Origin of the sequence: Allorhizobium sp. Av2, from assembly GCF_021462805.2 — a bacterium.
GTDB lineage: Bacteria > Pseudomonadota > Alphaproteobacteria > Rhizobiales > Rhizobiaceae > Allorhizobium > Allorhizobium vitis_G.
Map to the genome: position 1 here is coordinate 271,950 of NZ_CP192699.1, position 12,662 is coordinate 284,611.

General features: G+C 60.2%; 15 protein-coding genes. 14 read left to right on the top strand and 1 reads right to left on the bottom strand.

Annotated elements, in window-relative coordinates:
* The 4 genes from FS819_RS26940 to FS819_RS26955 are packed head-to-tail and all read left to right on the top strand — an operon-like array spanning position 1 to position 3,617.
* Positions 1-1,053: a FecCD family ABC transporter permease gene (locus FS819_RS26940; protein ID WP_081344225.1), complete on the top strand. Its 1,053-nt coding sequence runs from the start codon at positions 1-3 to the stop codon at positions 1,051-1,053.
* Positions 1,050-1,808, top strand: coding sequence for an ABC transporter ATP-binding protein (locus FS819_RS26945; protein ID WP_070167285.1), 759 nt, complete (start codon positions 1,050-1,052; stop codon positions 1,806-1,808). The genes FS819_RS26940 and FS819_RS26945 overlap by 4 nt, the downstream gene beginning before the upstream one ends.
* Complete coding sequence (locus FS819_RS26950) at positions 1,805-3,115, top strand: hypothetical protein (protein ID WP_081341772.1); 1,311 nt, start codon at positions 1,805-1,807, stop codon at positions 3,113-3,115. Before FS819_RS26945 ends, FS819_RS26950 begins: the two co-directional genes overlap by 4 nt.
* Positions 3,108-3,617: a hypothetical protein gene (locus FS819_RS26955; RefSeq protein ID WP_070149862.1), complete on the top strand. Its 510-nt coding sequence runs from the start codon at positions 3,108-3,110 to the stop codon at positions 3,615-3,617. Before FS819_RS26950 ends, FS819_RS26955 begins: the two co-directional genes overlap by 8 nt.
* Before the next feature lie 223 nt (positions 3,618-3,840).
* Here the strand turns inward: FS819_RS26955 and FS819_RS26960 are convergent, their stop codons facing one another.
* Positions 3,841-4,788 (bottom strand): LysR family transcriptional regulator, encoded by a 948-nt coding sequence (locus FS819_RS26960; RefSeq protein WP_070167286.1) that lies wholly within the window; start codon positions 4,786-4,788, stop codon positions 3,841-3,843.
* On the opposite strand from FS819_RS26960, the gene FS819_RS26965 reads away from it, so the two are divergent.
* The 10 genes from FS819_RS26965 to FS819_RS27010 all read left to right on the top strand — a co-directional run bounded on the left by FS819_RS26965 (position 4,748) and on the right by FS819_RS27010 (position 12,615).
* Positions 4,748-5,968, top strand: a complete 1,221-nt coding sequence (locus FS819_RS26965; RefSeq protein WP_197432315.1) for an ABC transporter substrate-binding protein — start codon at positions 4,748-4,750, stop codon at positions 5,966-5,968. The genes FS819_RS26960 and FS819_RS26965 overlap by 41 nt on opposite strands.
* A 68-nt stretch (positions 5,969-6,036) precedes the next feature.
* The gene (locus FS819_RS26970) at positions 6,037-7,017 is read left to right on the top strand and encodes a FecCD family ABC transporter permease (RefSeq protein WP_234624963.1); all 981 of its coding nucleotides are present in this window, start codon (positions 6,037-6,039) and stop codon (positions 7,015-7,017) included.
* Positions 7,014-7,766, top strand: coding sequence for an ABC transporter ATP-binding protein (locus tag FS819_RS26975; protein ID WP_070149866.1), 753 nt, complete (start codon positions 7,014-7,016; stop codon positions 7,764-7,766). The genes FS819_RS26970 and FS819_RS26975 overlap by 4 nt, the downstream gene beginning before the upstream one ends.
* A 20-nt stretch (positions 7,767-7,786) precedes the next feature.
* Complete coding sequence (locus FS819_RS26980; protein ID WP_062553577.1) at positions 7,787-8,302, top strand: hypothetical protein; 516 nt, start codon at positions 7,787-7,789, stop codon at positions 8,300-8,302.
* A complete protein-coding gene (gene phnG / locus FS819_RS26985; RefSeq protein WP_070149867.1) occupies positions 8,277-8,756 on the top strand; it encodes a phosphonate C-P lyase system protein PhnG in 480 nt (159 codons plus the stop codon). The genes FS819_RS26980 and phnG overlap by 26 nt, the downstream gene beginning before the upstream one ends.
* Entirely contained in the window at positions 8,753-9,328 is a 576-nt protein-coding gene (phnH, locus tag FS819_RS26990; protein ID WP_070149868.1) for a phosphonate C-P lyase system protein PhnH, read from the top strand. Before phnG ends, phnH begins: the two co-directional genes overlap by 4 nt.
* Positions 9,312-10,373: a carbon-phosphorus lyase complex subunit PhnI gene (locus tag FS819_RS26995; RefSeq protein WP_070167287.1), complete on the top strand. Its 1,062-nt coding sequence runs from the start codon at positions 9,312-9,314 to the stop codon at positions 10,371-10,373. The genes phnH and FS819_RS26995 overlap by 17 nt, the downstream gene beginning before the upstream one ends.
* Positions 10,366-11,211 (top strand): alpha-D-ribose 1-methylphosphonate 5-phosphate C-P-lyase PhnJ, encoded by an 846-nt coding sequence (locus FS819_RS27000; protein WP_062553581.1) that lies wholly within the window; start codon positions 10,366-10,368, stop codon positions 11,209-11,211. Before FS819_RS26995 ends, FS819_RS27000 begins: the two co-directional genes overlap by 8 nt.
* Positions 11,204-11,968, top strand: coding sequence for an ATP-binding cassette domain-containing protein (locus tag FS819_RS27005; RefSeq protein WP_070149958.1), 765 nt, complete (start codon positions 11,204-11,206; stop codon positions 11,966-11,968). The genes FS819_RS27000 and FS819_RS27005 overlap by 8 nt, the downstream gene beginning before the upstream one ends.
* 8 nt (positions 11,969-11,976) lie before the next feature.
* Positions 11,977-12,615, top strand: coding sequence for an ATP-binding cassette domain-containing protein (locus FS819_RS27010; protein WP_070149870.1), 639 nt, complete (start codon positions 11,977-11,979; stop codon positions 12,613-12,615).
* Positions 12,616-12,662 lie beyond the last annotated feature (47 nt).

The following is a 12,662-nucleotide window of genomic DNA, read 5'->3' on the forward strand; positions in this document are numbered from 1 at the left end:
ATGGCGATGGCGGCGACTGAGCGCGAGCGCCGAAGCCTGATCGGCTTCCGCATCGGCGCGTTTGGGCTCATGGTGCTGGCGCTGATCGCGGCCATGCTGTTTGCGATCGGTGCGGGGCGCTTTTCCGTCGACGTGGCGCGGATCGGCGAGATCCTGCTCGCGACGGCCCTCAACCCGAATGCCGCGCCGACGCAGATGGACGAGCGCATTGTGCTGCTCGTGCGTCTGCCGCGCGTATTGCTTGCGGCGCTGTCGGGTGCGGCCCTTGCCGTCGGCGGGGCGGCGCTGCAAGGCGTGTTCCGCAACCCGCTGGTCTCGCCGCAAGTGCTCGGCATCAGCCAGGGCGCGGCCTTTGGCGGGGCGCTTGCCATCCTGTTCGGCTATTCCGGCGTCGTCCTGCTCGGCATGGCCTTTACCCTCGGCCTGTCGGCACTGGTGCTGGTCGGCCTGCTCGCCCGCATCAACGGCCGCACCGAGGTGATCACGGTGATTCTGGCGGGTATGATCGTCGGGGCGCTGTTTGCTGCCCTGGTATCCGTCGTACAGTTCGTCGCCGATCCCAATACCTCCCTGCCCGCCATCGTCTACTGGCTTATGGGCTCGTTCTCGACTGCCACCTGGTCGCGGCTGTGGCTTGCCGTGCCGGGCATGGGCCTCGGCCTCTTCTCCGTCTGGCTGTTGCGTTACCGGCTCAACCTCTTGGCGCTAGAGGAGCAGGAAGCACGGTCGCTCGGCGTCAATCCCGACCGCGAGCGCTGGTACATCTTCATCGCGATTTCGCTGATGACCGGGACTTCGGTGGCAGTGGCCGGCATTGTCGGCTGGATCGGCCTTGTCGTGCCGCACGCCGCGCGCATTTTCGTTGGCGAGGACCATCGCGCACTGATCCCGGCCTCGGCGCTTCTGGGCGCGGCCTATCTCACCTTCATCGACACGATGGCGCGGACACTGACGGCAGCTGAAATTCCGCTCGGCGTCCTGACCGCGCTGGTCGGCGCCCCGGTCTTCGCCTACCTGCTGCGTCGCCACTTCAGGGAGACCAATCGCACATGATCGGGCTTGACGACGCTTCCGTGTCCTTCGGCACGCGCACGCTGTTTTCCGGTATCAGCTTCACCGTGCCGATCGGTCGGTCGATGGCGGTGCTTGGCCCCAATGGCCGCGGCAAGACCACGCTGCTGCGCGCCCTGCTCGGCTTCCAGCCGCTGGCGAAAGGCCGCCGCACCGCGCCGAAAATTGCAGGCTACGTGCCGCAGCACGGCGCCTCCCAGGCCAAGCTCTCCGGCTTGGACGTGGTGATCATGGGCCGCGCAGCCAGGCTCGGCCTGTTCGGCCAGCCCTCGGGAGACGATCGCGCGGCGGCCGAGGCGGCTCTGGACGGGGTCGGCGCCGGCCATCTGGCTGAGTTTCGCTACGACCGCATGTCCGGCGGCCAGAGGCAGATGGTGCTGATCGCGCGCGCCATCGCCACCGGATCACCAGCTCTCGTCTTCGACGAGCCGACATCGGCGCTCGACCTCGGCAACCAGTCGCGCACCCTGGAGCTCCTGAACACGCTCAGGCTTCGCCGCGACAAGGCGATCCTGTTCACCACCCACGACCCCAATCATGCGCTGGCGGCGGCCGATGATGTGTTGCTGATGATGCCCGGCGGCCGTGAAACGCACGGCACCGTCGCCGAGATGATCCAGCCCGAACTTCTCTCCGAACTCTACGGCGTGTCGATGCGCTGGGTCGAGGTGACCGGACCGACGGGCGAGACACGCCGGGCGATCCTGCCGGCCTTCGCCGGAATAGAGGCCGCATGAGTGCGATCTATCTGAAATCGACCTATGAGGCCCCGTCCGAGGTGGTGAAGGCGGCGGCGGCCAAGGGAACTGTGACGATCATCGAGCAGTCGGCGCTTAATGCCGACATGCTTCTGGCTCACAAGGGCCTGATCACCGACAACCAGCTCGACCAGAACGCCATGGTGCTGATGCGCGAGGCGCTCGCTGCCTTCCTCGACGCCGGCGGCCGCTGGTTCTTCAATGGCCACATGGTGCGGCCACTGGTCGCCGGCATGGCCCAGTACCGGCCGATCGAGGCGCCAAAACGCACCGATTTGGATTTGTCCTCGGTCAATCCCCATCCGTTGTTCTCCGGCATCGACCTTTTAAAGCTTGAGACAAACAAGGGCGTGGCGGGCTTTTACGGCCGGGGCTGCAATCCGCTGCCCGAAGGTGCTGTGGCGGTCAATGGTCTGGGTCCGGCGCAGGTGCCGGTCGACTGGGTCTGGGTGCGACCAAGGGGCGGGCGGATATTTTCACATGCGGGCAATGATCTCGGCTCGCTGGGGCTAGAATGGAACCTTTCAGGCGAACTGACGCGGCGCATCATCGAATGGACGCTCGGCAGCCCGTGCTTTGACCCGTGGCCCTCAGCGCCGTCGTCGCCGGCCGCTGATCTGCCGCTCGCCATATCCGAAGCCTATGGCGGCATGCGCCTGTCGAGCCGGCAGGAACGGCGTATCGTTGCGCCATCGTCCGGGACCTATTACCACATCCGCAGTCTTGAAGGACCGCGCTATACTTCGATCTTCGACGTCATCTGCACGCCCGAACAGCTTGCCGGGATCCTGCGTCCCAGCGACATTCTGTGGGTTCCGTGCCGCACGCCGGCGCAACGCATGATCGCCCAGAAGGAAGCGGTTGCCCGCCATCTTGCGGCCGGCGGGACTGTGGTGGCGCTCGGCGAGAGCCGCTCCGACCTCTGGTTGCCGCATGTCGAGTTCACCGGCACGCCGACGAACTGGTGGTGGTGGCTCGACCCGTCCGCCGATCTCGGCGTGCGCGTGACCAAGGCCGCGGCCCGCCATCCGCTGATGGCCGGCATCGGCGACAGGCAGGCGACCTGGCACCTGCACGGCTGGTTCGTCCCGCCGGACGGGGCCACGGTGCTGGCCCGTGACGGCGAAGGCCGGGCGATCCTCTACGAGGACAGGGTCTCGACGCCCGGGACGATGATCCTCTCCTCGCTCGATCCGATGTTCCACCACGGCTCCCACTTCATGCCGGCCACGACCCTTTTCCTCGACCGCTTCGTTCCCAACCTGAAAGCCTTCGCAGATGTCTAATGCCATTACCGTGCTCGACAACGGCCACCCGATCAGCTTCACCTTCGACGGCATCAACGCCTATCACGGCGGCGGTTTTCCCGGCGGCGTCGCGCATGCGCTCAAAGCCATGCAGGCGGCGTTTCCGCTGCTGTCCGACACACCGCTGGAACGGCGCGAGGTGACGATCGTGACCGCCTTTTCCGGACCTGGCGGCCGCGACGCGCTGGAAATGGTGACCCGGGCGCTGACCGAGGGACAGCTGACTGTCGACAAGTCGATCGGCGGCAAGGACATCATCACCGATCCGCCCGGACCTTACGTATTCCGCTTCAGCTATCGCGGCCGCACCGCCGAAGCGGTGATCAAGCCGGGACATGTGAAGGAGGAGTTCGTCACGCTGGGCGCCAAGAAGGACAAGACGCCAGATGAGATCGCCCGCCATGAAGAGCTGAAGGCGGAAATGGCTTACCGCCTGCTGCCTATCCCTGCACATGAAGTGTATGGCGTCGGGATCCTTTGATCCAGACCTGACCGAAGATCCAACATATCGGGTGTGAAGAGCTGCAGTCAAAATTTGTAAGCTTCGCCTGAATACTGTTCTGCATTGACCGTCGGGACAAGGCGTTCGCCAAATGGTCGCCGGCGAGCGTCCTTTGGTCGCTCGATGAACCAACTTGCTTATAGTGAAGTTGTTTAAGTTCAATATTGCGTGACTGGATGGCTTCACATGGGTTCGAATTGGTTCAAGACCTGACGGATCGCTGGCCTTCCTTTAGAAGGATGGCAAGCTCCTTAGCAAAGCTCTCAAGATCTACCGGATATGGCGAACTACGCCGCCAAAGAGCGAAGATTTGCCTACGAACGGGCTTTCCCTTAATTTCTGCCAACGCAAATTGCGTCCCGTTGATGGATTGCCCACACGCGATGGACGGAACTAGGCAAGAGTATCCCTGCTCCCTGACGAGGCGTATTCGGGTTTCGATGCTAAGCCCGTAAGAGCGCAAGATCGGTCCATTCGAGCGGTCGGCAAACCGTAGAGTGGAATCCTCCGTGCTCATGGGAAAGTCGTCTTCGCTCAAGGGCAATAGATCGAGTTTGGCGAGATCAGCTGGTTCGATCTGATCACGTTGGATGACCGGATTGTCCACGCTGGTGAGGAGGTGAAACGGCTCGTTGAGAAGCTCGACCTGTTGGAACGCCTCATCGAGTACAGGGCACGCCGTGATCACGAGATCGATCTCGCCTTCTTTAAGTCGCCGGCTGAGGCCTTCGTGCTTCCCTTCCATGAACGCGAGTTCAAGACGCGGATAGCGCTTGTGAACGAACCCGACCGTTTGAGGAATGAGGAATGGGCCGACTGTCGAGATCATCCCGACGCGGAGGCGCCCGCCGAATGCCCCCGTCCTTCGGCTGGTCTCATGACCCAGCGCAGCAACTTGCTGGAGGAGCATGCCGATACGCCGAAGGATGTCGCCACCGGCGTCAGTCGGAGTGACCTTGCGGGCGCCGCGCTCGAATACAGTTGTGCCCAACACTGTCTCGGCTTTGCGCACTTGATGCGATAGCCCTGAGGCGCTGATACCCATCTCCTCGGCAGCCGCGCGAAAACCTCCGCACCGATGCACGGCCAAAACCAACATCAGATCACGGATGGAAAGGGAGGCAAGTCTGTTCGATATTTCTTCTCGCATTGTCCGATTTGTTCGACTTGATAAGACGCTTCTCCCTATATACGAAAAACATGACTGCAACACTCATATTCTGAGGTGCCTGATGTTTTCGAAGTTTCTTCTCTCCTCCGCAGCAATGATTCTGGCTCTGGCGCCGGCGCCCTTGCTTGCGGACCCCATCACATTCAAGGATGTGACTGGCGCTGAAGTCACTCTTCCGAAGCCCGCGACGCGTATCGTAACGTTGCCGCAGCCGGGTGCTGCGACAGTGATCGCGGTTGATGGGACGTCGGAACATCTCGTCGGCATGAACCCCGGCTCACGCAAAGCATTCGAAACCGGCCTACTCAAGAAGATGTTTCCAGATGCCGCGTCCATTGAAAGCGGTATCGTCGCGGAGGGCGGCAATGGCTGGATGCCGAATGTCGAAGCAATCGCGGCGCTCAGGCCCGATCTCGTCATCCAATGGGGCGGTCGAGGAGACGAACTCGTGGCGCCACTGCGGAACGCCGGTATTCCGGTCGCGCTGATGGTCGGAGGCGGCAATGGCGGTACGGAAGAGCTCGCCCGCGAAAACATCAGCCTCGTGGCAAACATTCTTGGCAAACCGGAAAAGGCGAGGGCTCTGTTTGCGTGGCGTGACGAAGTCATTGCAGACGTCAAATCCACGCTTGCGGCACACCCAGCGGAACGCAAGCCGAAGATCCTTCACCTGCGCTCCTCCAAAGGCAAATTCACTGCGACGGGGGAAAAGAGCTACCAGAACTTCTTCATCACGCTGGTTGACGGCGACAATGTTGGCAAGGGCCTGGGTGTTCAGGCAGAAGTCAACGCAGAACAAATTGCAGCGTGGAACCCCGACCTTATCATGCTGACAGCTGCGGAAACTGACGCCGGACGCGAAACGATACTCGAGAACGAAGTTTTGTCGCAGACTACCGCCGCCAAGACCGGGCGTGTCTACAAGACACCGAATGGTGGATATGTATGGGATAGCGCCAGCCACGAAAGCCCGTTTACCTGGATGTGGCTTGCAAACCTTGCTCATCCGAACCTCTTCCATTTCGATCTGCGCGCCGAGGTGAAAAAGGGATTTGAACGGCTCTACAACTATTCTCCTACGGAAGACGAAATCGACGCTGTCTTGAAGCTCGATCTCAACGCCAGCGCTTCGAACTATCAACAGTTCGCTCGCAAATGACACTGGCCCCTGCCGGAACCGATCATCCGGATCAGTCGACCGCACGCGCGGTCATACATTGGTCGGCATTGCTCTTGCTTCTTGTAGTGGCGATCGTTGTCTCGGCATCAGTTGGCCGGTTCAGCATACCGCTTGCTGATGTCCTGAACATCGCGGCTCGTTGGCTTTCTGGCGCGCTTGCGCCAGAAACTATGGAGGAGCGCATTCTCATCAACGTTCGTGTGCCACGCATCTTGCTGGCGGCGATCGTTGGTGCAGGACTTGCTCTATGCGGTGCAGCACTTCAGGCTCTGTTCCGCAATCCACTCGTGTCGCCGCGTGTGCTAGGTGTTTCATCGGGGGCGGCGCTCGGTGGGGCGCTGACGCTGCTGGTCGGCGGTGGCGCTACCGTGTTGTTTGCCGCTACCTTCAGCTCGGCTCTTTTCGCGCTTGTGCTGGTTGCGGTCATCTCACGTGTAGCAGGGCGCACGATCCTTTCGATCGTGCTGGCAGGTATCGTCATTGATGCGTTGTTTTCAGCGATGATCTCGCTGACGCAATACGTGGCTGATCCGGAAACTTCGCTTCCTGCGATCGTCTTCTGGCTGATGGGCAGTTTCTCATCGGCAAGCTGGAGGAAGGTCGGCGAACATGGCCCGGTGATCCTGCTTGCCATCATCATTCTTTATCGTTTGCGCTTTCGGATTGCGGTCCTGTCGATGGGTGACGAAGAAGCGCGTTCATTCGGTGTGAATGTCGGCTTTTCGCGTTGGCTCGTCTTTTCCGTAATCTCGGTGATCATTGGCGGTTCTGTAGCCGTGGCCGGTGTCATCGGTTGGGTGGGGCTCGTCATTCCGCACGCGGCGCGCCTCCTTGTCGGGGAAGGGCATCGGCGCTTTCATGGCACGGCCGCATTGCTTGGGGCGAGTTTTATGGTGGTGATCGACACGCTTGCACGAGCAATTATCAGCGCCGAGCTGCCGCTTGGCATTCTTACGGCTGTCATTGGTGCACCGGTCTTCATCTACCTCCTCTGCACAAGGCAGGCGCGGATTGGGGCGACCCAATGATCGCACTCTCAAATGCAGGAATGAGGCGGGGTCAGCGCTGGATTTTTCGCGATGTCAGCTTTGATCTGCCGCATGGTGAGGTGTTGGCGATCCTGGGCTGTAATGGCCGCGGTAAAACCACGCTTCTGCGCACCTTGCTAGGATCCCTGGAGCTGAGTGAAGGCACCCGAACGATGCCTGCCGTTGTCGGTTATGTACCGCAGTCACAAGGTGGCGGAGATCAGCATCGTTGCCTTGACATCGTGATGATGGGGCGAGCCGGGCGCCTGGGGCTCTTCGGGCTGCCGGGAAAGGCTGACGAGATCGCTGCCTTGTCCGCGTTGGCCACAGTCGGCGCCTCTCAATTTGCAGGACGCTCTTTCGGTCACCTTTCCGGCGGCGAGCGACAGATCGTCCTGCTTGCGCGGGCATTGGCGACAGAGGCCAAAGTTCTCGTGCTCGATGAACCCGCAGCTTCCCTTGATCTTGCCAATCAAAACCTGCTGCTCGGTGTCCTGATGCGGCTGAGGCAGGCTCGCAGCCACACGATCGTTTTCACCACCCATCATCCACAGCATGGTTTGATCCTCGCCGATCGGGCTTTGATGATGCATGCCGGAGACGAGGTTCTCTATGGCCCCACGGCCGACATGATGACGGATGGCGAGCTCGCCCGCCTCTACGGGGTGCCTTTCGTGCGGCACACCGGCGCTGTTGGCCGACCTGATATCGTTTCCCCGATCTTTGGGGCAACCGTCTTTTCATCCTAAACCAAGAACAGGAGCCTACATTGGACACGATTACCTATCTTGAGAATGGCGAAGCCTTCACCGTGAGCTTTGCCGAACTCCTCAAATACCATGGTCCCGGTTTTCCCGGTGGCGTTGCGCACGGCCTCAAGGTCATGCAGCGGGCGTTTCCGCTACTGGATGAAGGACGTCCCGTCGAACGGCGTGAAATCCGTATCGATACGGCGTTTCCGGGTCCTGGTGGACGTGATGCCTTCGAATTTGTTACCAGAGGGCTGACCGACGGTCGGTACGTGGTCGACCGTTCGCTGGGTTGGGACGGCATCGAGGAAAGCCCGAAGGGACGGTATTATTTCCGTTTTACATACCGCGGTACGGTAGTCGAGGTTACGATCCGCCCAGGTCATGTGCGGCCCGAATTCCTTGAGCTTGCTCGCAAGGAAAATCGCACCGCCGACGATGAAGTGCGCCTTGCCGCACTGAAGCGCGAAATGGGCGATCGCCTCGTTCCGCTCGCTCCGGAAGATGTTTATGACGCCAAAGTCAGCCGCGCCTGATCCCGATTGCGTCCAGAGCGAGCGTCGCCATTGGATGGCTGTGCTCGCCCGCGCGCCCATTGATCTGCTGCGGGCATCTTTTGAAGACTGTCCGCAGTGCGCTGATGTACGTCGGCTTGTGGGGCCAGAGATTGGTCTGATCCAGCTGCGTGCGAAAACACCCGTGACGAAAACCGCATTTCATCTCGGCGAAGCGACCGTATCGCGCTGCGTTGTAGAGCTGGCCGGTCGGCGTGGTTATGGCGTGGTCCTGGGCAGCGATCTTGAAAGGGCTGAGCTTGTGGCGGTTTTCGATGCGCTGCTCCAGGATCCTCAGATGTATGGCGAACTCAGGCCGAAATTGCTGCAGCCGGCCGAGTCCGCCATCTCGGTGAGCCGGCAGCGCCGGGCAAATACGGCTCAAGCGACAGCGGCACATTTTTTCACTGCCGCGCGAGGGGGTAAAACGCCGTGAAAATTGCGATCGATCAGCGTGGACCCCAGAAAGCTTACGAGGACCGAAAGGCCTATCGAAACCTCCTTCAGGCATTCGCCTATCCGGGCAAGATGATGAGTGTGCGCGGAGGACACCTCGCCCATGCCGCTATCCTCATGACACTCGCGGATACGACGACGCCGGTCTGGATTGATGAAGGCTTCGCCGAAATCAAGGCGAATGCGACCAAGGCACAGTTGCCGAGTGCGAGTCGGGTAAACTGTGTTTTCGCACTCTGTAGCGGAGAACGCTTTAACGGCTTCGATGGCTTTCCCGTCGGAACGCTTGTCGACCCGCACCTTTCCACGACCATGCTCATAGAAGTCGTTTCACTCACCGGTGGTGAGCCATGGCGGCTTGCTGGCCCGGGAGTAGGGCCAAACGGCGCTAGCCTGGCGCCGATTGGATTGCCGAAAATGTTTCCTGCCGCATGGGCGCAGAATAACGCGCTCTACCCGCTCGGAATCGATGTGATCTTTACGGCGGGTGAACTGTGCGCATGTCTCCCCCGAAGCGTCAGATTGGAGATCGCCGATGTATGTGCCGGCTAAGGGGGGAGAAGTTGCCATTGCCAGGAGCCTCGAAGCCTTAGCGCGTGCCCGGCGTGGCGATCCCGATGTGCCGGAATTGACCGTCGCCCAGATAAGGGAGCAGATGCGGGGTGCAGTGGACCGGGTGATGACGGAAGGCGCCCTTTACGATCGAGACCTCGCGGCTCTCGCTCTGAAGCAGGCGCAAGGCGATCTGTCGGAGGCGACCTTCCTATTGCGGGCTCACCGCGCCACGCTTCGGCGCATGGGCCATTGCGAGCCCCTAGAATTCACGGATATTTGCCTCGATCGGCATATCTCCGCGACCACGAAAGAGCTCGCCGGCGGCCAGATCCTTGGAGCGACCTACGACTACACCCATAGGCTTCTCGATTTTTCCTTGCTAGAGGCGCGCTCCTGCGCTGATCGCGCGGTGGTTGACGATGAGTTGCAGGATGAAAGAGGTTTCGTCCAAGATTCTGCCGCGCTAGCACTGCATACATCACCCTATCAGGACTTGCTTGTTTCCCCAGACTGCGAGCCGAGCGGGAACCGGGATTATGAACCAGTCGATATCACTCGTGTCCCGGTCCGCCCGCCTTACGGACCATCCGAGACGCTCGGCCATCTGGTTCGTGGAGAAGAGGGGTTTCTGACTGGTCTTGCCTACACACGGCTGCGCACTGCCGGCGCGTCCCATCCCTATGTGGAAGAGCTGTCGGCAGGTCAGGTTGAGATCCTGGTCGAGCTGGAGGATCTGGGGCTTACCGTTTCGATCGGGGATATAGACATCACTATCTGCCGTATGGTGGCGCCGGTTCTGGACGGCAAGCAATCCCATCTCTCGCCAGGCTTCGGTGTTGCGTTCGGGACGAACGAGAGGAAAGCTGTCGCTATGGCCACCGTGGATCAGGCACTGAAAGCAGGGCTTGATCCTGAGCTGGTGCTTTCCCATAGCGACGGCGTGGAAGCAGCCGGCTACGTATCGCACCTTAAATTGCCTCACTATTCCGACTTTCAATCCGATCTGGAGCTGATCCGGCGTGCGAGGTCTACGCATGAATGAAACGTTCGGCTACCTCGATGAGGACAGCAAAAGATCTGTGAGACGAACAATCCTGAAGGCCCTGGCCATCCCGGGCTATCAGGTGCCGTTCGTCGCACCGGAAATGCCGATAGCCTACGGTTGGGGGGTAGGGGGCATGGTGGTCACGGCAAGCCTGATCAATGAGGAGGACTTGCTGAAGGTTACCGACCATGGCTCAGACGACACGGTGAATGCGGTCAACATTCGGTCCTTCTTCACGAGGACGGCTTTCGTAACCACCACGACCCGCACGCCTGAGGCAACACTCATACAGGTCCGCCAGCGTGTCCCCGAGGCAAAGCTCCAGGAGGGGCAGATCGTCGTTTATCAGGTGCCGAGACCAGACCCTTTGCGCGCCTTCGTCAACTCGGCCAAGGAGGCCTCTCGCATGCACGCACACGCGGATTACGGCCGTGTGTACGCTCGGCTGTTCGAGGAAAGAACCGGTAGTCGTGGTGCAGTCCAGCCAGGGTATGACTACCCGGTTATGGTCGAAGGGCGATATTTGATGTCTCCGTCACCGATACCGAAGCGAGATAACGCTAGTCTCCACCGTTCGCCGGCAATTCAGATATTCGGCGCGGCGCGAGAGCGTCGGCTCTATGCATTGCCACCCTACACCCATGTCGAAAGCCTTGCATTCGACGATATACCTTTTGACCCCGGCTATCCTGATGACGGACGGCAGTGTGTCATTTGCGGATGCGCAACCAGTCATCTCGACCACCTTCTCCAGAAGGATGATGGGACAAGCGAATGGGTATGCTCCGATACCGAATGTTGCGAACAAAGATCAAAGGAGGTTGCCGGTGCTTAGGCTACCTTCTCCCGTCCTGACGCTTGGTCGCGTTTCATATGATAGGCGGATTGCGCCGGACACGTCGTTCGTCCTCTATCCTGGAGAGGTGCTTTGTCTCGTCGGGAAATCCGGAGCGGGAAAGTCGACGCTGCTGCGCATGGCGGGCGGGCTTTTGCGTCCGCACGAGGGGAGGGTGCTACACCAATCCGCCGATGGCCCGATCTCGATCTATGAGCTTCCCGAGCAGGCTTTGGTTTCACAGCGACGTCGGAACGTCGGGATAGTCGCTCAGAATGCTCGTGACACCCTCGATATGGCACAAAGTGCCGCCGCGAACATCGTTCAGCCTCTGTTCGACAATGGCGAGCGCAATTTTGGCCGAGCGATGGCGTCAGCGCAGCACTGGTTCGCTGCACTCGATCTCGATGTCGCAAGGATGGGCGACCTGCCGAGTTTGTTTTCCGGTGGCATGCAGCAGCGCTTGCAGATTGCGCGAGCGCTGGTCCACGGACCGAAGGTTCTCTGTCTGGACGAGCCGACGACTGGTTTGGATACCTCGGTGCAGGTCCGTCTTCTTTCATTGCTTTCGGGGCTTCAGCGCCAAACGGGCGTCGCCATGTTGCTTGTGACACATGATCTCCGGATTGCCCGGCTGATCGCCCACCGCGTGATCGTGCTCGACGAAGGCAGGATCGTCGAGGAGGCTCCACCAGACCGGCTCATCGCTGATCCTTGTCATCCTGCGGCCCGCGACCTCGTCGCGGCAATGATTTGAGGACGGCTATGGACATCTTGCGTGTCGAGAACCTGGAAAAGGACTACGAAGCACGAGCCGTCGGTCCGGTGAGCTTTAGATTGAGGGCCGGTGAAATAGGATTGATCGTCGGCGGTTCAGGGTCGGGAAAATCGACGGTGCTCGATGTGCTGTATGGGACAAAAAGAGCGAGCCGAGGAAGTGCCTTCTTGTGTGTTGGTGACGGGCAGCGAGATCTCTTCGACATATCGGTCGCGGAACTCGTTTCAATTCGAAGCGTGGCCATTGGTTACTGTACCCAATTTTTGCCGGCGATCCCCGGAAAATTGGCAGCAGACCTCGCAAATGAAGCTGCTTGCGCAGAAACAAGTTCGGCCGATATCACCGAGCTGTTGGATCGATTGGCCTTGCCGCAACGACTCTGGACCCTGCCGGTGTCTTCATGGTCTGGCGGCGAGAAACAGCGCCTGAACATAGCGCTCGCTGCCCTTCGCAAGCCAAAACTAATTTTGCTCGACGAGCCATTCTCCGCGCTGGATGAAGCACTGCACCCTGTCGTTTGGTCGGTTCTATCGGCGTTGGCTGATGGTGGCTCCGCAATATTGCTTGGGGTCCATAAGGCAAGCTCCTCTACAGCAGGGGCAGAAACACTGGTTGTCCTTGATTGATCAGGCATGTCTTGTGAGTTTTCGACGGATTAGCCTGATTTCCGGCA

Bases quoted from the DNA above. Each gene is read 5' to 3' on its own strand.
- FS819_RS26940 (WP_081344225.1), top strand. From the start codon at position 1: ATGGCGATGGCGGCGACTGAGCGCGAGCGCCGAAGCCTGATCGGCTTC.
- FS819_RS26945 (WP_070167285.1), top strand. From the start codon at position 1,050: ATGATCGGGCTTGACGACGCTTCCGTGTCCTTCGGCACGCGCACGCTG.
- FS819_RS26950 (WP_081341772.1), top strand. From the start codon at position 1,805: ATGAGTGCGATCTATCTGAAATCGACCTATGAGGCCCCGTCCGAGGTG.
- FS819_RS26955 (WP_070149862.1), top strand. From the start codon at position 3,108: ATGTCTAATGCCATTACCGTGCTCGACAACGGCCACCCGATCAGCTTC.
- FS819_RS26965 (WP_197432315.1), top strand. From the start codon at position 4,748: ATGGAAAGGGAGGCAAGTCTGTTCGATATTTCTTCTCGCATTGTCCGA.
- FS819_RS26960 (WP_070167286.1), bottom strand. From the start codon at position 4,788: ATGCGAGAAGAAATATCGAACAGACTTGCCTCCCTTTCCATCCGTGAT.
- FS819_RS26975 (WP_070149866.1), top strand. From the start codon at position 7,014: ATGATCGCACTCTCAAATGCAGGAATGAGGCGGGGTCAGCGCTGGATT.
- phnG (WP_070149867.1), top strand. From the start codon at position 8,277: ATGACGCCAAAGTCAGCCGCGCCTGATCCCGATTGCGTCCAGAGCGAG.
- FS819_RS26995 (WP_070167287.1), top strand. From the start codon at position 9,312: ATGTATGTGCCGGCTAAGGGGGGAGAAGTTGCCATTGCCAGGAGCCTC.
- FS819_RS27000 (WP_062553581.1), top strand. From the start codon at position 10,366: ATGAATGAAACGTTCGGCTACCTCGATGAGGACAGCAAAAGATCTGTG.
- FS819_RS27010 (WP_070149870.1), top strand. From the start codon at position 11,977: ATGGACATCTTGCGTGTCGAGAACCTGGAAAAGGACTACGAAGCACGA.